Source organism: Sporosarcina thermotolerans (assembly GCF_030067815.1).
In the GTDB taxonomy this organism is placed as follows: domain Bacteria; phylum Bacillota; class Bacilli; order Bacillales_A; family Planococcaceae; genus Sporosarcina; species Sporosarcina thermotolerans.
This window is the reverse complement of record NZ_CP125968.1, coordinates 627,751-645,921: the sequence shown is the minus strand read 5'-3', so window position 1 is coordinate 645,921 and position 18,171 is coordinate 627,751. Positions and strand designations below refer to the sequence as shown.

Sequence of the window (18,171 nt, the reverse complement as noted above, 5' to 3'; positions counted from 1 at the left end):
CTTTTCAGTGACTCCTCTTAACGTTTTGACTTATTCTACCCCCGGCAGGATTGTGAGTGTTTTCTTATTCCCGTCAAGCTTTGCTTCAACGCCTAACGGAATTGCAAAATGTGGCTCACAATGGCCGATTTTAAATCCTTTGACGGCTGGTTTTCCGATATCCCCAAAGTAATGGTCAAAAACTTCGTCCATCGTCAATGAATTCTTCGTTTTCTTTAATTCAATCTCAGAAAAATCTCCTATTATGATTCCAGCAGCATCAGAGAAACTTCCTGCCATGCGAAGCTGGTTCAACATTCCATCTACCCGATACGGTTCCTCCCCAACATCCTCAATGAAAAGCAATTTCCCTTTCGTTTCGACCTCGAATTTTGTTCCCATTGTGTCGGCAAGCAACGAAAGATTGCCACCAACAATTTCCCCTTGCGCAACGTCTCCGCTTACTGTCCCGAGAGGAGAAATGTCTTCGGTATAATGAAGTTCCATCGGTTCGAACAGTTGCATGAACATTTTTGCGGATAGTTCATGGAAGGTGTCTTTTCCAACACAAGACGCAAGCATCGGGCCATGGAATGTGACGAGATTTGAGTACAAACCCATTGCAGTGTGCAAGAATGTGATGTCACTGAATCCCCAGAATATCTTTGGATTTTCCCGTATCAATTGGAGATCCAACCGGTCTGTAAACCGTGCGGATCCATATCCGCCTCCCGCGCAGATGATGCCATTAATGGATGGATCAGCGAACATGTCTTCCATGTCTTGCAGGCGTTCATCATCGGTTCCTGCAAGGTAGCCGTACGTATTATTGATGTGTTTTCCAAACTTCCATTTCAATCCTAACTGCTCTAAAAATGTTAGCGATCGCTCAAGGCTTTCTTGATTTGGCGGACTGGAAGGTGCAATAATTCCGATTGTATCCCCAGGTTGAAGCCGTTTAGGTCGTATTCTCATTTTCCACATCTTCCTTTCCGAGCCATTTTAAAAAATCGCGGCGCCATGATGGACACCGCGACGTTGAATTAGTTCTTATCTGCGTATTTCAAGTCTAAATAACCTACAGGGTGGCGCAAGATTCCGGAAACTCCTAATTTTTCAAGTGATGTCGAGTTATAGAAGTAAAGTGGGAATACAGGCATTTCTTCCATAAGAAGCTTATCCGCCTGTTGTAACAATTCCCAGCGCTTGTTTTCATCTGTTTCATTTTTAATGTCCGCAATTAGCTTATCATATTCCGCATTCGACCATGTAGTACGGTTCATGGAAGAGCCGGTGATGAAACTTTCAAGTGCGTTCACAGGGTCTGCATAGTCATGCAGGAAAGAGGAACGAGACATTTGGTATTTGAATTCTTTTTGCTCAGATAGAAAAACTCTGCCTTCAACATTTTGCAATTCTGCATCAACACCTAAAATTTCCTTGAATTTAGATTGAAGAGCAATTGCAATTTTTTGGTGGGATTCACTTGTAGAATACGTAATTGTAACTTTCGGAAGTTCTGTGTATCCTTCCTCTTCATCCCTTCTTCCAAAAGCTGTTTTGCCTTATCTGGATTAAAAGCTACAAGATCGCCTACCGTATCACGGAATTCCTTGCCATCCGGACCGATGAATCCAAAAGTAACAAAGCCATGTGCTGGTTTCTCTCCATTTTTCGTTACATAAGTGACGATTTCTTCTTGGTCAACCGCAAATGCAAATGCTTGACGGATCTTTTTATTCGTAAATGGCTCCATTGAAGTATTGAAACGGTAGAAGTATAAGCCCGCTTGGTCATCGATGCGCAGCTCGTTGCTATCTTTCAATTGGTCGGCAATTTCGGACGGAACGCTAGTTACATCCAGCTCATTGGCTTGATACATTTGGTAAGCAGTCGTCGTATCATTCACCATTGCCCAGTGAACTTTATCCAGTTTAACTACGCCTGCATCCCAGTAATGTTCGTTCTTTTCAAATTCAAAGCTCACATCATGATCCCATGACGCCAATTTGAATGGTCCGTTTCCTACGAAAGTTGATGCTTCTGTATGCCATTTAGGATTGGCAGATGCAACTTTTTCATTGATTGGGAAGAAGCTTGGGTTTGTAATGATATTCAAAAACGCTTCGTTCGGTGATGTCAATTTGACAACGAATGTCTTTTCATCCTTTGCCTCAATTGCGATGTCATCAGCAGAACCTTCTCCGTTATTATAAGCTTCCGCCCCTTCGATGAAATACGCAAGGAACGCAGCCGGTGAGGCTGTTTCAGGATTCAGCATATGTTTCCACGCAAATACAAAATCCCCAGCTGTTACCGGATCTCCATTAGACCATTTCGCATTGCTACGAATTGTAAATGTGTACGTTAAACCGTCACCAGAGATATCGATTTTTTCAGCTGTCGCTTCCACCGCCCGATGATCCTTGTCAAGGCGCGTCAAACCTTCCATAATGTTGTTAAGTGCACTCCAAGACACCGCATTGAAACCGATCGACGGATCAAATGACGTTGGCTCATCGCCATTGTTCATGAGAAGGATCTTCTCAGCAGCAGCAACCTCTTCAGACTTTCCTTCCTCTTTCCCTTCATTAGTAGTCGGTTCAGTCGTCTTACCAGGCTCCTTCCCTGCGTCCTTATTCGCTGTACACGCCGCAAGAACAAGAGATAGTATAACCACCATCAAAAACGTCAACCACTTTTTCAAATCAATAACCCCCTTTGTTTGTATATGAATAGATAAGCACTTTTGTGCATAGCACCTTATTTATCGAACAGTCTCTTCGCCCTTTCATCCTGCAACCAGCAATCTACTGCATGCGTTTCAGATAAGTCTGTCGTCCCTGGATAGATACGATCGCAGACTTCCATCGCAAACGGGCATCTTGCGGTGAATGGACATCCGATTGGAGGAGCAAATAAATCCGGCGGTGTCCCTTCAATCGGTTGAAGTTCCTCTTCCTTCAAGTCAAGCCTTGGAACGGAAGCGAGCAATCCCTTCGTATAGGGGTGCTGCGGCGAATAGAACACCTCACGCTTCGTACCGATTTCAATGACTTTACCTGCATACATAACCGCAATACGGTCTGCTATCTTTGCAACAACACCTAAGTCATGTGTGATAAGAATGATGGAAACGCCCGTCCGCTCTTGAATTTCCTCAAACAACTCAAGAATTTGTGCCTGGATTGTCACATCCAATGCGGTTGTAGGCTCATCCGCGATCAACAGCTCAGGTTCGCATATTAACGCAATTGCAATTACAATTCTTTGCCGCATCCCTCCCGAAAATTGGTGCGGATATTGTTTCATCCTTTCCTCAGGATTCGGAATACCGACCACCTCAAGCAGTTCCATGGCCCTTTTACGCGCCTCGGATTTACTTACTTTTTGGTGGGTTCTCAACCCTTCCGTAAGCTGTTCACCAATTTTGAGTGTCGGGTTCAATGCAGTCATCGGGTCCTGGAAGATCATTGAAATATCGACACCCTGTACTTTCCGCATTTTGGATTTGTCCAACTTTGTTAAATCCTTCCCCTTAAAAAGAACACTTCCATTTTTGATCCGCCCTGCAGGTTCAGGGATCAACCCCATTATCGTGTTCGCCGTTACACTTTTTCCACAACCAGACTCCCCGACAATTGCCAGTGTTTCTCCTTTATATAGATCGAATGAAACGCCACGTAATGCTTGAACCTCTCCCCCAACGTCCTGAAAGACACATACAAATCACGCACGGACAGCATTACCTCGGAAAACACCTTTTTGCGTTTCCCCAATTCATCGGGCTTTGATAAGACTGCTGCCCCGCCTTCATTCAACGTATTTTCATTTTCATTCAATCTCTTCACCCCCTCAGTTTCGGATCGAGTGCATCTTGCATACCGTCTCCGAGGACGTTAAATGCAAACATTGTCAGTGAAATGAAAAGTGCCGGGAAAAATAATCTCCACCAATGACCTGATAGAATAACAGGCAATGCATCGTTCGCCATTACCCCCCAACTTGCTACAGGTGCTTGGATTCCAAGTCCGATGAAACTTAAGAACGCTTCCGCAAAAATTGCACTTGGTACAGTCAGTGTCATTTGAACGATGATCGGACCCATTGTATTTGGAAGTAAGTTCTTTCGGATAATCCTTGGTGTCCTCGCGCCAAATGATTTGGATGCAGTGACAAATTCATAGTTCTTAATCTGAAGTACTTGTCCCTAACAATTCGGGCCATTCCGACCCATCCGGTTATTGTCAGCGCAACAATGATTGTTGTTAAACTCGGACCCATGATGACCATTAAAAGAATTACGACTAATAAATGCGGCAACCCATAAAGGATTTCAATGATACGCATCATGATCGTATCCGTCTTTCCACCCTTATAGCCGCTGATTCCGCCGTAAATAATACCGATGAAGAAGTCGATCAATGCCGCTGCGACACCGACGAATAATGATACCCGGGCTCCATGCCAAGTTCGGTAAATACATCCCATCCCTTATCATCCGTTCCGAACCAATGTGTTGAGGAGGGCGGCTGATTCTGATTAGCGTACTGTGTCGTTTCTATATTATGTGGTGATAGAATAGGAGCAAAGATAGCAAACATCGTTAGAATGAATAAGAATACAAGACCGCCCATTGCCAATTTATTTTTCCGTAATCTCCGCCATGCATCTTTCCAATAGGAGAGCGAGGGGCGAACGACAGATTCAGCCTTTTCAACGTCCCGTCCTTTTGGTTTGAACCACTCGTCCGGGGCTTGCACGTTTTGTTGACGTGTTACCATTACGCATCACCTTCCTTTCGGTGAAGTTTAATGCGCGGATCAATGAATCCATAGACGATATCTACTAAAAACAACATGAATACAAGAAACGCGCTATAGAATACAGTTGACCCCATAATAACTGGATAATCCCGATTATTAATGCTTTCTACAAAGTATTTCCCCATCCCTGGGATTGCAAAAATCTTTTCAATGACAAATGTACCTGTTAATATACCCGCGAGCATTGTACCCATTATGGTGACGACCGGCATTAATGCATTTCGCAGTGCATGTCGCAATACAATGCGGGCAGGCGATAATCCTTTCGCTCTTGCCATCTTCATATAATCCTGGGTTAGCACCTCTAACATGCTCGATCGGGTTAAACGTGCAATGATTGCGGTTGGGCCTGTGGCAAGTGCCAATGTCGGTAAAATCATGTGCATCCTGCTACTCCAAGTGGCTGGAGGAAGCAGATTCCAAGTGACGGCGAATTGCTGGATTAAAACAGTCGCCAATACGAAGTTCGGAACAGATATCCCAATGACTGCAAATGCCATCGCAGAATAATCAATGATGCCGTTATGGCGCAGGGCAGCCAGTGTGCCTAACGTAATTCCCGAAATGACCGCAACAAGGATTGTTATCATTCCTAGTTCGAATGAAATCGGGAAACCCCTCGCAAGTAATGTGTTCACCGTCTCATTTGGCTTCTTAATAGAAGGCCCAAAGTCGAACGTGGCAATTGACTTCAAGTACTCAAAGTATTGCACATGTGTCGGTTGGTCCAACTTATAGAATTTCTCGAGATTTGCCTGGATTGTAGGATTTGATGTCCTCTCTTCGTCGAACGGAGAACCTGGTATCGAATGCATCAAGAAAAATGTTAGCGTTGCAATAATGAGGATTGTCGCAATCATCATGAAGAATCTCTTTACTATGTAAATCGCCATGCGGCATTCCCCCTAACAGAACTTTGTTTGCATTGCCAATTCGACCATTACGAGCATCGCACGATACGCTTCTAAAATGTCTCTCGCTTCAAACTTCACAATTGTCGTACCCGGTTCAATTTCACAACCTGGCATTAACGCCGCCCACTCCGCCTGTCCATAGTTCGTGAATTCAATCCGTAATATTGGTTGTTCAGGAGGGCTTAAGGGTTTGATCGTAGTACGCTTCGCAATCGCTTCCGCCGTCTTTTCTTCCAACAACGCTTGGGCTTTTTTAGGGTGGAGGGTCTTTACAGCAGAGCGTGAAATAGATTGTTTTACTGCCGCAGTTACTATACCGGGTATCAATGCTTCAGCTTCGCGGCATGCACAATCGTCGCCCGCTACCATAATGACAGGCACACCGTAATGTCCCGCTACATATGCGTTTAATCCAAGCTCTCCAATCTCCACGTCATTGATGAACATCGTTCTAACACCGAAAGTCATTGAGTGGCTCATGACACCCGGTTGCCCAGCCCTCGCATGATATCCAGTGAAAATCGCACCATCGAAAGTCTCGTCCAAGGCCTGAACCATCGAAAACGCTTTCAAATCGCCGGTTATCAAATCTGCATCGGGGTGCAATTCTTCCACAAGAAGATTGTTCATCTTTGAATGGCTGTCGTTGACAAGGACTTGTTCTGCCCCTGGTCAATTGCCGCACGGATGATTGCGTTTGCTTCCTCTGTCATAATACGCCTTGCCCTGTCGTAATTATGCATAGATGAATCAACAAACGTATAATCCGGCAAGCCTGTAATTCCTTCCATGTCTACGGAAACGTAAACTCTCAAAACTTCTCCCCATTTCTATTAGTTAAAAAATGTATTAACTGATTAATCGATGACTTCAATACTATCAAATACTTGTGAATATTACAATATAGTTTGGGAATAAAATGAACGGGTATAAAATGAAAAACGCACAAAAACCGCCATCCGATTAGCCGGATGGCGGTGATTGTAGATTACAAGGAAAACCTTGTAGTCACTTATTATTCAGTTACGCCCCACTTCCACAGACGTAGATCTGTGCCAGTTTCGATAGAGTAGTTTGTAACACGTTTGTTAACAGCCATTAGGTAGTAACGGAATACTGTTGGTGCAACTGGAACTTCATCAACCATTAGCTCTTGCCATTCTTTGAACTTACCAGCACGGTAGTCTGTATCCAAAGATTTTTCGCCAGAGATAGCTGCAAGAAGCTCGTCGTTCTTCTCGCTTGTGAAACGAGTATAGTTAAATGCAGCAGTTCTGCCGTATAGACCGGATGGGTTCGGGTCAGAACCTACACCCCAAGCACCTTGGTAGATGTCGATATCTGGATCGTCAGCTTCTACGCGATCGTAGAATGAGTTGAACTCATGTAGACGACCTTCAAGAAGTTGTACTTTAATACCTACGTCAGCCCAGTTTTGAATGTAGAACTGTGCAATCGGCTCAGCAGTTTCTCCACCTGACATGGAAGCGAAATTAAGTTCGAATTTCTCGCCCTTATCGTTTTCACGGAATCCGTCTCCGTCAACGTCAACGTATCCAGCTTCGTCAAGAAGTGCTTTCGCCTTTTCAGGGTCGTAAGATGGTGTTGGGATGCTTGCGTCATGGAATGAAGCAAATACAGGAACAATTAGAGTTGTACCAGGGAAACGAAGACCGTGGTAAAGTTCTTTACCGATTGTTTCGTTATCCAATGCCCACCACATTGCTTGACGTACAAGTTTGTTACCCATTTTAGCATTTGGATCTGTTACGCTTTCTTTCTTATCTGCATCCCACTTACCAAGTTTGAAACCGATGTAAGTGTATGCAAGGTCAACTTCTGCTAACAACTCGATATTATCGACTTCTTTAGCATTCAAGTATTGGTCAACTGGAATTGATGCGATATCTACATCGCCTTTCTTAAGTGCTTCAAGAATAGAAGCAGAGCTTACTACTTTCAATACGATTGAATCTAGAGCCGGCTTACCTCTCCAGTAGTCATCGTTGCGCTCGTAAAGTACAGATTCACCTGGAACAATTTTCTTAACTTTGTAAGCTCCGAAGCCGATAGGGCTTGTACGGATCTTTTCAGATGCTGCAAGTTCTTCAATTGTAACTTCACCTGTCATAACATCTCCGACATGGTGTCTTGGTGTTGCGCTACCCCAAATACCTGACAAAAGTGATGGAGTCGCTTCTGTGTAAGTAATTGAGATTGTTCTGTCATCATCAGAAACTGTGATACCAGAAATTTCAGTTGTTTCGCCGTTATGGTATGCAGGCATACCGTCAACGTTAGAGATCATGAATGTGTAACGAGTTCCTGTGTAGTCTGGGTGACCAAGTAGTTGGTAAGAGTAAAGAAGGTCACTTGCTTTAACAGGCTCACCGTCATGCCATTTTACGCCATCACGGATTGTGATTGTGATAGTTTTGTAGTCTTCAGAGATTTCATATGTTGCAGCACCGTCGTTAGTGATTAAGAAGTCACCGTCGATAGCGAACAAGCTTTCATTGAAGAAGCTCATTACAGTGCTATCAGGTGAACCTGAATAGAACACTGGGCTTAGAGTACCTTCGAATGGAGTGTCAGAAACTAATGCATAGTTCAACTCTCCGCCATCGATAGGCGTTCCTGTGTTAGTGACAGTAAGTGGGAAATCAAGTCCAGCGTTTGGATCTACAACTTCCTCTTCTTCTTCGCCTGCTTTTTCTTCTTCTTTCGGTTTTTCTTTGTCTGGTGTTTTAGTTTCACCAGCATCATTGTCCTTGCCTGTACATGCAGCTAAAAACACGCTGAGAACAAGCAATAGACTTGCAAGTAGCATAAATTGCTTCTTTGCCATTGTATTCCCTCCCCTTATTTTTTAGGCTAATCTCTGCCTTGCGTCTGACGCGCGTTTAACCGCTTGCCCGACGTAATTTATACACAGCATCATTACTAAAATTAGTAATGCTGCAGGTAACCATACCCACCACTTATTTTGCACGATATCAGGATTCCTTGCGAACGCAACGAGCGTTCCAAGTGAAGGAGTTCCAGCAGGCAAACCGTAACCTAAGAAAGTAAGCCCTGTCTCAATCCCGATATTTCCTGCAAGAGTAAGTGTCATATTAACGATGACGAGGGAACTTAAGTTAGGGAACATTTCAAAAAACATGATCTTCCAACTTGGCGTTCCTAACGTCTTGGAAGCATTGATATAGTCAAGCTCCCTTTCTTGCAATGCTCGGGAACGGATAAGCCTTGCCTTTCCGAGCCATCCGAAAATACTCAGGATTAGAATGAATGAGACAACATTATAGTTTGGAATGATAGTTACAAGTACGATAATGAACATCGTAGTTGGTAATACCATCATGAATTCAAGAAAACGCATCATGACATTATCTACGTGGCCTCCGTAAAATCCAGAGATCAATCCGTATGAAAGGCCGACAACTCCTGCAATCACCGTTACGGCAATACCGATTGTAAATGAGTTACGCGCTCCGATCATTAGCTGACCGAATACGTCACGACCACCGTCGTCAGTACCAAGCCAGTTAGCAGCAGAAGGCGCCTTCCAAGTATTCAAGAAGTTCACACGCTTCAATGCCACCTGGTCTATAAAAAGCGGTGATAAGTATGCAGTTGCCAAGACGATAATAAGCAGAATCAATGAGATTATGGCCATCTTATCATGTATTATTTCTCTCCAAATCGTCTTTGCAAACGATGGATTATTCAACTTCTCTCTTGCAATCAGGTCTTTTTCATTTATTGTGACTGTATCTTTCATCGGTATTCCCCTCCTCTTCTTCCTTTTCCATTATTCAATTCGGATACGTGGATCGACAATACTCAGGATGATGTCCGACAGCATTGTTCCGACTACAACAGCTGTTCCAGATATGAGAACAAGCGCTGTAACAACGGTAAAGTCACGTAAGCCAATTGATTGAATGAAAAGTTGTCCGAGTCCCTGATAACTGAAGATGGTTTCGATGAAGACCGAGCCACTAATCAAACCTGTAATTTCATACCCAAGGAAAGCAGCGATTGGTAAAAGTGAATTCCGCAGAATATGACGAGTGTACACTCTTCCTTCCGGCACCCCTTTGGAACGTGCTGTTTTTACATAATCTTTATTTTTTTGGTCGATAATGTCGTTCCGCAAATATTGAATCGTACCGACTGTACCAATTAATGCCGCGGACATGACTGGTAGGAATAAGTGCTTCGCCCTGCTCACGACATAATCCCAAGTTCCCGATTCTGCTCGTATATCAACACTACCGCCATATGGGAACCACCCCAATACGAAGGCGAATATGAACAGCATTAATAAGGCAAAAACGAATAGCGGTGTTGCAAATGCGACATAGTTATAAGTGACAATCATTTTATCTGCCCATGAATCAGTCCAACGCCCGGCTATAATACCAAGCGGTATGGCAACTAAATAGATCATTATTGCGGTGAATAAAGAAAGTAGCACAGTATTTTCAACCCGGCCCGCTATCAGAGTCGTAACAGGCTGTTGGTGGGTGTACGACTGACCGAAATCCCCTTTTACCGCTTTTCCGATCCATCGTCCGTACTGGACATACCATGGATCATTCAAGCCAAACTTTTCACGGATTTTTTCAATCTGTTCAGGTGTAGCGTCAGGATTCCCCATGAACGCCCCCGTTACCGCATCACCCGGCATCGCTTTCGCAAGCATGAAGATGACGAGGCTTAGGAGGATGAGCTGCGGAATCATGATCAATGTTCTACGTAAAATGAATTTTAACATTTACATCATCCTCCCTTACTGCATGGCAACGGAGTGCGAGTCTGAAATCTTCTTCAAATCGAACATCCGTCCATCATTGTCAAAATAGTTATTGTAGCCAGTTTGGTATTCTTCATTAATTGCCTGGCGAAGATGCATCTTCTCAAAACGTTTTTCTGGATTCATCTCCGGAATAGCGGCAATTAAACGTTTTGTATAAACGTGTTGCGGGTTATTGTAAATCTCATCAGCTGTTCCTTCTTCAACGAAACGTCCGCGGTACATGATACCGATACGATCACACATATGTTGTATGATTCCAAGGTCATGCGAGATGAAAAGATACGTCAGATTGAACTCTTCTTGAATTTCCTGCATGAAGTTCAATACTTGCGCCTGTACGGATACGTCTAACGCCGAAACAGGTTCATCTGCGATAATCAATTTAGGATTCAAAGCAAGTGCACGGGCAATTCCGATACGTTGCCGCTGCCCACCCGAGAATTGGTGAGGGTAACTTGTAGATTGACTCAGGGCTTAATCCGACTCGCGCAACCAACTCTTGTACTCTTAAAAGCTCTTCTTTTGGTGAGAGTCTTTCAAAGTTACGAAGAGGTTCAGCAATGATATTCAATACGTTTTTACGTCCATTCAAGGACGAATATGGATCCTGGAAAATCATTTGGATGTCTTTCGTATGTTTATATCGTTCAGCTCTACCCATTTTGGCTAAGTCCTTGCCTTCAAACAGCATTTCCCCGCCTGTTGATTTATTCAAGCCGATGATTGCTCTACCTGAAGTCGTTTTCCCACAGCCGGATTCTCCGACAAGGCCATATGTTTCTCCTGGCTGCAATTCGAAGCTAATACCATCAACTGCTCTGACGTGGTCTACGACTCTACGGAAAAAACCGCCTCTAATTGGATAGTGAACTTTTAAATCATTAACTGTTAGTAGCGACATATTCATTCTCTCCTACTCTGTCCTCCGGGAAATAGAACGTTTTGTAGCATGTGCAACGGACAAAGTGGTTCGGTGCCGCTTCATGCATTTCCGGGTTCTTTTCATGATCCTCTTCAGGTATCCAATCGACACGTGGCGCAAAACGACAGCCTTCACGGTCAAGGTTCTGAATGGAAGGAACGATTCCTTCAATGACATGTAACTTTTGTTTTGCTTGCATATTGGAAGGAATTGAATTCAATAGCGATCTCGTATATGGATGCAATGGATTCTCAAATAACTCCTTAACCTCAGCAACTTCTACAACTTCACCCGCATACATGACTACGACGCGGTCTGCCATCTCGGCAACAACGCCAAGGTCATGGGTGATGAGGATGATTCCCGTCTTCATTTGATTTTGCAATTCTTTCATCAAGTCCAAAATCTGTGCTTGAATCGTTACGTCCAAGGCAGTTGTAGGCTCATCCGCAAGGAGAAGAAGTGGATCGCATGCAAGTGCGATTGCTATGACGACACGTTGTCTCATCCCACCCGATAACTCATGCGGATATTGCTCGTACACGCGTTGTTCGTTTTTAATTCCTACCCGACGAAGAAGTTCCAATGTACGTTTTTTCTTGTCCGATGCGGATAACTTCATATGGTAATCCATCGGTTCTTCGATTTGTCGCCCGATGGTCGCGAGTGGGTTAAGGGCAGTCATCGGGTCTTGGAAGATCATCCCTATGTCTTTCCCCTCACTTTATTCAAACGGGAGCGGGAAACTGTTAAAAGATTTTCATCACCAAAATTCACTTGACCATCAAGCTTCGTGTTCTTGTGGTCATGCAATCCCATGATTGAAAGCGCCAAAGCACTTTTTCCACAGCCTGATTCTCCAACGATTGCCACAACCTCATTCTCATGGACTGTTAACGTGACACCATCCACAGCTGCGTAGTAGTCACCTTTAATATTGAATGATGTCCGTAGATCTTTGATTTCTAAGACCGGTTTTTTCATCTCTGACTTTCCCCCTTACTCACTGACACTTCTTCAAATAACCAATTTTCTTATTTTGCGAAAAGTTATTGAACTCAATATACTACACATCGGAAGTCCTGACAATACTGTTTTTTTAGAATATCATAATCTTGCATTACTTCTAATATGACAAAATCATTACAAACATTGATTTGTAAGCGTTTTCCTGAAATAAATTTCCTGAAAAATAAATTTTAAAAAACAGGAGAAAAAAGCCGTCGGATTCAACTAACGGCTTTTTCTCCTGTTTGTTTACATATTCATCCAATTCATACATCCGAGGAACTTGTAGCTGAGGAAATGGCTACCGGCTACGGTTACCGCCATTACTGCCTGTTGCGCTTGTAAAACCATCTCAAAAGACGTTGCCATACTAACGCCGACTTGATTTGCGGATTCCGTCAAATGATGCAACATAATGCCGCATGCAAGTGATAAGGCCATTTCCCTATTCCATTTGAACTGCTTCGACCTCTCTAACTCATTTGTTATGGAAATAACTTCACTTATTTTTTGATCCCCTACATCAAAAACAGTAAGGAATCCAATCATTGGGTAATGGATAGGCTTTACTTTCAAGTCATCCCCAAGCATTTTAAATACTTCTGCCGCTCTTTGACAAGACGTGAGTGAAAGGTTATATCGGTATACGTCATCACTTGGGATAGCCATTGAAGTTCATTACCAGCCCGGAAACCTTCTTTACGCAGTGCATCGTAATAGACGCGCATCGCTCGTGCATGGAGCTCGGGATCTTCTCCCTTTTTCCAAGAAGCATGGAATATGCATAATCATCCTCAGAGGTCAGAAAGAAATGTTGTTTTTTCATTGCATCATACAGCTTCTTTGCCCGCTCCGCCTCTTCTTCAAACATTTTAGGATCATCGCTCATGAGAAGTGCGGCTAAATAGGAATGAATCGAGTTACGGAAGCCTGCTTGCTTCAACGCACGCTGTTTGACAAATAGAAGGTCCGCTTCTTCATCCATGGAGTTAGCAGATTGTGTCATAAAGGCTGCCATCATCGGCAATAAATGTCCACGCAACGGTGAAAACCAGCCTGCCCTTTCTTTTAAGGAGGCCATGGCTCGACTGAAATTGACAGCATTGAATTCCTCGGTAGCTGTCACATAATACGAAGTAATTGTTAATACTACGTTTTTGGTTACACTCCAACCGGCCAAGGATTTCACTTTGTCATATGTGGTTTCCACTTCATGTCTAATCATATCCACCTGCATGCCGCACATCCCCTTTGTAATAAGTACGTGCATATTGTTGAAAAAGTTTCATGAAGTGGCAATAATTTTAAATTTTCTATCTCCCGCCTTTATTAATCTACTAATCGATTCCAAATCTTTACGATGAAATGCATCCACAATCGCACTGCCGACAATGACGCCATCAGCCTGTGCTCCAAGCTCTTCTACCTGTTGCGGTGTCGAAATCCCGAACCCGGCAAGGACAGGCACCGGGCTGACTTCCTTCACACACTTAAGATGTTCAGCAAGTTCACCCCCGAAACTATTTTGCACACCCGTAATCCCGTTCACTGTAACTGCGTAAACGAACCCTTCCGCACTGGCTGTAATGTCCGCCATCCGTTCATGCGTACTCGTCAATGATAGTAGGGGAATCAAGGCGATATCCGTCCCTTGCAATTGGTCATACAACAATCCATTTTCCTCCAGTGGCAAATCTGGGATGATCAACCCACCAATGCCAATTTCCTGGCATTTTTCAATATATGAAGTGACGCCTATAGCCAAAATCGGATTCAGATACGTCATGATAACCAGCGGAACAGACACTTCACCTTTAATATCCTCAAGCTTATCTAACACTTTCCGCAACGTTACACCGTTCGAAAGCGCACGCTCCCCCGCGTGTTGGATCACTTCCCCATCCGCGACAGGATCCGAAAACGGAATACCGATTTCAATTGCCGTTGCTCCACATTCCTCAAGGAAAAGTAGCTTATCCTGTAACGTCTCCAATCCCCGTCCCCGCCATTATATAGGGGATGAACGCTTTTTTCCCTTCTATCATGCATTCACGTATTCGCTTCTCAACCGTCTTCATTCTACTCCACCCCCAAGCACTTCACGTACAGTCTGCATATCTTTGTCGCCGCGGCCCGATAGACAGACGACGACAATTTCATCCTGCGCCATATCCTTTGCCAGTTCCGTAGCATAATAAATTGCATGCGCGCTCTCAAGCGCAGGGATGATCCCTTCCGTCCTTGATAAAAGCTTCAGCCCTTCAAGCGCTTCCGCATCCGTCACAGCCTCATACTTCACCCTGCCAATATCATGCAAATGGCAATGCTCCGGTCCGACCGCTGGATAATCAAGCCCCGCGGATATCGAATGCGCCTCCTGAATAAAACCGTCATCATCTTGGAGCACATACATATACGCACCATGCAGCACGCCTTCCCGACCGTCCGCAATCGCAGCCGCATGCAACCCTGTCGATATGCCACTTCCTGCTGCTTCGACGCCAAATAATGCGACATCTTCATCCTTAACAAACGGATGGAACATGCCGATTGCATTGCTACCTCCCCCGATGCACGCAACTATCGCGTCGGGCAAACGTCCCTCCTTCTCCACGATCTGCCGCCGTGTCTCCACGCCTATCACCCGCTGGAAATCCCTTACGATCATAGGAAACGGATGCGGACCGAGGGCAGACCCTAATATATAATGTGTATCCTCCACATTCGCGACCCAATACCTCAACGCTTCATTGACAGCGTCCTTTAACGTCCCCGAACCTTTGTCGACCGACACGACATTCGCTCCTAATAACTCCATCCGGAACACATTCAACTCCTGCCTGCGGATATCTTCTTTGCCCATGAACACGACGCACTCAAGCCCAAATAGAGCGCAAGCCGTCGCGGTCGCCACGCCATGCTGCCCCGCCCCTGTCTCTGCAACAATTTTCTTCTTGCCCATTCGCATCGCAAGCAATGCCTGTCCGATTGAATTATTGATCTTATGCGCACCTGTATGATTCAAATCCTCACGCTTCAAAAAAATCTTTGCACCACCAATTTTTGCACTTAAACGCTCCGCAAAATAGAGAGGGTTTTCCCTACCAACAAAATCCCGCAAATAATAGTCAAGTTCCTCTGCGAATGTAGGATCGGACTTCGCCTCCTCATACGCCTCCTCCAACTCAATAAGCGCTGTCATTAATGTCTCCGGTACATATTGCCCACCGAACTTCCCATATCTACCTTTTCTCATCTCAATTGCCATCTCCGCTCTCCTCCTCTTTCACCGCACGAATGAATTCGCGAATCAACGCCTCATCTTTTCTCCGATCAATCTCCACCCCGCTCGACACATCCACCATAAATGGACGCACCTGCCGGATTGCTTCCTTTACATTTTGCGCATTTAATCCACCCGCCAAGATCATTCGATCCCTCGGCAAGTCACCATTCAATAAGCTCCAATCAAACGCCTCGCCGCTACCCCCACGGAATTCTGTCCCAGGGGTATCGAATAAAACATATTCGGTTTGAACCGCTTTCGCTCTTTCACATCCTCCACATCACGAACCGATAATACTTTAATGGAAGGAAGTGCCACAAATTCCATAAACTCAACCGTCTCATCCCCATGATATTGGATGTAATCGAGCGGTACCTCCAGGAAAGCCTGCTCCATCTCCTCCCGCTCCGCATTCACAAACACTCCTATCTTTATCACATGATCAGGCACAAGGCGCGCCAATTCCTTTGCTTGCTCAATCGCGACACGGCGCCTGCTTGGTGCAAATACGAATCCGACCGCGTCTACTCCCGCCTCGACTGCCGCTTGGACATGCGGCGGTTCCATCAAGCCACATATTTTCACCTTGGTCATTGAAGGACACCCCCTTTCGGTACTTGCAGCGAATGAAGTGAATCTTCCACGGAAGCACTTCTCATCAAAGACTCGCCGACAAGAACAGCACTTGCCCCCACAGTCGCCACACGCTTTGCATCTTTTCCATTCATAATGCCGCTTTCGCTGATGAACACATGGTCTTCATTGAACGGAAAAAGCCTTGAAATCTCTTCGGTCCTTGAGAGATCCACTTCAAACGTCCGCAAATCGCGGTTATTGACGCCAATCAATTTTGCATCAATTGAAAGTGCCTGGCTCAATTCTTTTGCATCATGCACTTCTACCAACACTTCAAGCCCATTACCTGTTGCATACGTATGAAGCCGTTGTAGTGTTCCTTCATCTAATGCCGCCACAATTAGCAAAATGACGGACGCCCCCGCTTCCATTGCGCGGTCAATCTGCACTTCATGGATGATGAAGTCCTTGCATAAGAGCGGGATTTGAACTGCTTTAGATACAGCTGCCAAGTCATCGAAGGAGCCTTTGAAGAATTGCTTATCTGTCAATACTGAGATACATGCTGCTCCTGCCCGTTCGTAGGTGGTCGCCTGCGTGACTGGATCCACTTGACCTGCAATCATGCCTTTCGAAGGTGATGCACGTTTCATCTCCGAAATGACTTCAAGTAGGTTTGAATGTTTTAGTGTTTCAAAAAGCGATGGCCTTTTCGACAACGTTCCACATGAAACGTCTCGTTCCTCCATTAATAATTGTTTCACTTCAAGCCTTTTCACTTCAAGAATCCTTTCTAAAATCGTCATTTTGCCACCGCCACTCTTTCAATGTCGGCGCTGAATGCAAGGATTGCCTCAAGCTTCCGAAGTGCATTTCCGGATAGAATACTGTCTTTCGCAAGGCCAATTCCTTCATTAATTGAGTTCGCGACGCCGTTCGCAAACAACCCGATACCCGCATTGAATACGACTGTGTCAAACCTCGGTCCGCGCTTTCCTTCAAGAATATCGCGAATCATCTCTGCATTCTCCTTGGCAGTCCCCCGCGGATCTCGGAAAGATGGGCATAAGAGAGGCCGACATCTTCGGCAGTCAATGTGAAGGGAATCAAGTCACCTTTATCCATCAGCACGAATGAGTTCTGTCCCGCAAGTGACGCCTCATCCATTCCTCCGGCCCCAGAGACGACAATCGCTCGATCTCGGCCAAGCATCCGGAGGACGGACGCATACTCCATGAGGAAATCTGGTCGGTTGATGCCCGTGAACTGCGTTTCAAGTGGAACAGGATTCGCAAGCGGGCCAACAAGATTGAAGATTGTCGGCTTCCCGATTTGTCTTCGAGCTTCCCCAATCTTTTTCATCTTCGGATGGACAATCGGCGCAAATATGAACGCCATTCCTTCTTTCTCAAGCATCCGACTCATATCCTCAGGGGTGAAATTCGAATGGATGCCGAGCACGTCAAGCACATCTTGGCTCCCTGCGTGACTTGTGATTTTTCGATTCCCATGCTTCGCTACCTTCACCCCAGCACCCGCCAATACGAAAGCAGATGTCGTACTAATATTGAACGAGTTCGATCCATCGCCCCCGTCCCACAATTGTCCAAGTATCGGGCTTCCGGAACATCCAAAGGAATTGCATGCTTTGTCATGACAGAAGCAAGCGCGGCCACCTCTTTTGTGGTCTCTCCTTTATTGGATAGTGCAACAAGAAATTCCGTAATCTCCTCAACTTTCGCATTCTCGGCGAACATCTGATTCGCTGCTTCCTCCATCTCCTCATACTGTAAATGTTGTTTTCTCTCCACTATTCTCGTGTAATTCTTCATAGC

Annotated in this window: 10 protein-coding genes and 8 pseudogenes; all 18 read right to left on the bottom strand. The window is 44.9% G+C overall.

Annotation, left to right across the window (positions count from 1 at the left end; genetic code table 11):
• Nucleotides 1–30 precede the first annotated feature (30 nt).
• On the bottom strand, nucleotides 31–954 hold the full coding sequence (locus QNH10_RS03595) for a S66 peptidase family protein (protein ID WP_283733539.1): 924 nt from the start codon (nucleotides 952–954) through the stop codon (nucleotides 31–33).
• A gap of 68 nt (nucleotides 955–1,022) precedes the next feature.
• Nucleotides 1,023–2,686 (bottom strand): annotated as a pseudogene (locus tag QNH10_RS03590) (peptide ABC transporter substrate-binding protein).
• 56 nt (nucleotides 2,687–2,742) lie between these two features.
• Nucleotides 2,743–3,725, bottom strand: a pseudogene (locus QNH10_RS03585) (ABC transporter ATP-binding protein).
• A gap of 101 nt (nucleotides 3,726–3,826) precedes the next feature.
• Nucleotides 3,827–4,763 (bottom strand): annotated as a pseudogene (locus tag QNH10_RS03580) (ABC transporter permease).
• Complete coding sequence (locus QNH10_RS03575; RefSeq protein ID WP_283733538.1) at nucleotides 4,763–5,698, bottom strand: ABC transporter permease; 936 nt, start codon at nucleotides 5,696–5,698, stop codon at nucleotides 4,763–4,765. Before QNH10_RS03575 ends, QNH10_RS03580 begins: the two are co-directional and overlap by 1 nt.
• Nucleotides 5,699–5,710: 12 nt before the next feature.
• A pseudogene (locus tag QNH10_RS03570) lies at nucleotides 5,711–6,534 on the bottom strand (M55 family metallopeptidase).
• Nucleotides 6,535–6,734: 200 nt separating this feature from the next.
• Complete coding sequence (opp4A, locus tag QNH10_RS03565) at nucleotides 6,735–8,567, bottom strand: oligopeptide ABC transporter substrate-binding protein (protein ID WP_283733537.1); 1,833 nt, start codon at nucleotides 8,565–8,567, stop codon at nucleotides 6,735–6,737.
• Nucleotides 8,568–8,588: 21 nt separating this feature from the next.
• Nucleotides 8,589–9,503 (bottom strand): ABC transporter permease, encoded by a 915-nt coding sequence (locus QNH10_RS03560; protein ID WP_283733536.1) that lies wholly within the window; start codon nucleotides 9,501–9,503, stop codon nucleotides 8,589–8,591.
• A gap of 30 nt (nucleotides 9,504–9,533) precedes the next feature.
• Nucleotides 9,534–10,502: an oligopeptide ABC transporter permease gene (gene opp4B / locus QNH10_RS03555; protein ID WP_283733535.1), complete on the bottom strand. Its 969-nt coding sequence runs from the start codon at nucleotides 10,500–10,502 to the stop codon at nucleotides 9,534–9,536.
• A gap of 15 nt (nucleotides 10,503–10,517) precedes the next feature.
• Nucleotides 10,518–11,445, bottom strand: a pseudogene (locus QNH10_RS03550) (ABC transporter ATP-binding protein).
• A pseudogene (locus QNH10_RS03545) lies at nucleotides 11,426–12,450 on the bottom strand (ABC transporter ATP-binding protein). Before QNH10_RS03545 ends, QNH10_RS03550 begins: the two co-directional pseudogenes overlap by 20 nt.
• A gap of 273 nt (nucleotides 12,451–12,723) precedes the next feature.
• Nucleotides 12,724–13,065 carry a DUF4003 family protein gene (locus QNH10_RS03540; RefSeq protein ID WP_283733534.1) on the bottom strand — a complete coding sequence of 114 codons (342 nt, stop codon included), beginning with the start codon at nucleotides 13,063–13,065 and terminating at the stop codon, nucleotides 12,724–12,726.
• A gap of 61 nt (nucleotides 13,066–13,126) precedes the next feature.
• Nucleotides 13,127–13,711, bottom strand: coding sequence for a DUF4003 family protein (locus tag QNH10_RS03535; RefSeq protein ID WP_283733533.1), 585 nt, complete (start codon nucleotides 13,709–13,711; stop codon nucleotides 13,127–13,129).
• A 48-nt stretch (nucleotides 13,712–13,759) separates the two neighbouring features.
• Nucleotides 13,760–14,467, bottom strand: coding sequence for a tryptophan synthase subunit alpha (trpA, locus tag QNH10_RS03530; RefSeq protein ID WP_347177978.1), 708 nt, complete (start codon nucleotides 14,465–14,467; stop codon nucleotides 13,760–13,762).
• 81 nt (nucleotides 14,468–14,548) lie between these two features.
• A complete protein-coding gene (trpB, locus tag QNH10_RS03525) occupies nucleotides 14,549–15,742 on the bottom strand; it encodes a tryptophan synthase subunit beta (RefSeq protein ID WP_283733532.1) in 1,194 nt (397 codons plus the stop codon).
• Nucleotides 15,732–16,327: pseudogene (locus QNH10_RS03520) on the bottom strand (phosphoribosylanthranilate isomerase). Before QNH10_RS03520 ends, trpB begins: the two are co-directional and overlap by 11 nt.
• Before the next feature lie 23 nt (nucleotides 16,328–16,350).
• Entirely contained in the window at nucleotides 16,351–17,142 is a 792-nt protein-coding gene (gene trpC, locus QNH10_RS03515) for an indole-3-glycerol phosphate synthase TrpC (protein ID WP_283733531.1), read from the bottom strand.
• Nucleotides 17,139–18,168 (bottom strand): annotated as a pseudogene (gene trpD / locus QNH10_RS03510) (anthranilate phosphoribosyltransferase). Before trpD ends, trpC begins: the two are co-directional and overlap by 4 nt.
• Nucleotides 18,169–18,171 lie beyond the last annotated feature (3 nt).

Coding starts and splice junctions, on each gene's coding strand:
- trpC (WP_283733531.1), bottom strand. CDS start 17,142: ATGACGATTTTAGAAAGGATTCTTGAAGTGAAAAGGCTTGAAGTGAAA.
- trpB (WP_283733532.1), bottom strand. CDS start 15,742: ATGGCAATTGAGATGAGAAAAGGTAGATATGGGAAGTTCGGTGGGCAA.
- QNH10_RS03540 (WP_283733534.1), bottom strand. CDS start 13,065: ATGCTTGGGGATGACTTGAAAGTAAAGCCTATCCATTACCCAATGATT.
- QNH10_RS03535 (WP_283733533.1), bottom strand. CDS start 13,711: ATGCAGGTGGATATGATTAGACATGAAGTGGAAACCACATATGACAAA.
- QNH10_RS03575 (WP_283733538.1), bottom strand. CDS start 5,698: ATGGCGATTTACATAGTAAAGAGATTCTTCATGATGATTGCGACAATC.
- QNH10_RS03560 (WP_283733536.1), bottom strand. CDS start 9,503: ATGAAAGATACAGTCACAATAAATGAAAAAGACCTGATTGCAAGAGAG.
- opp4B (WP_283733535.1), bottom strand. CDS start 10,502: ATGTTAAAATTCATTTTACGTAGAACATTGATCATGATTCCGCAGCTC.
- opp4A (WP_283733537.1), bottom strand. CDS start 8,567: ATGGCAAAGAAGCAATTTATGCTACTTGCAAGTCTATTGCTTGTTCTC.
- QNH10_RS03595 (WP_283733539.1), bottom strand. CDS start 954: ATGAGAATACGACCTAAACGGCTTCAACCTGGGGATACAATCGGAATT.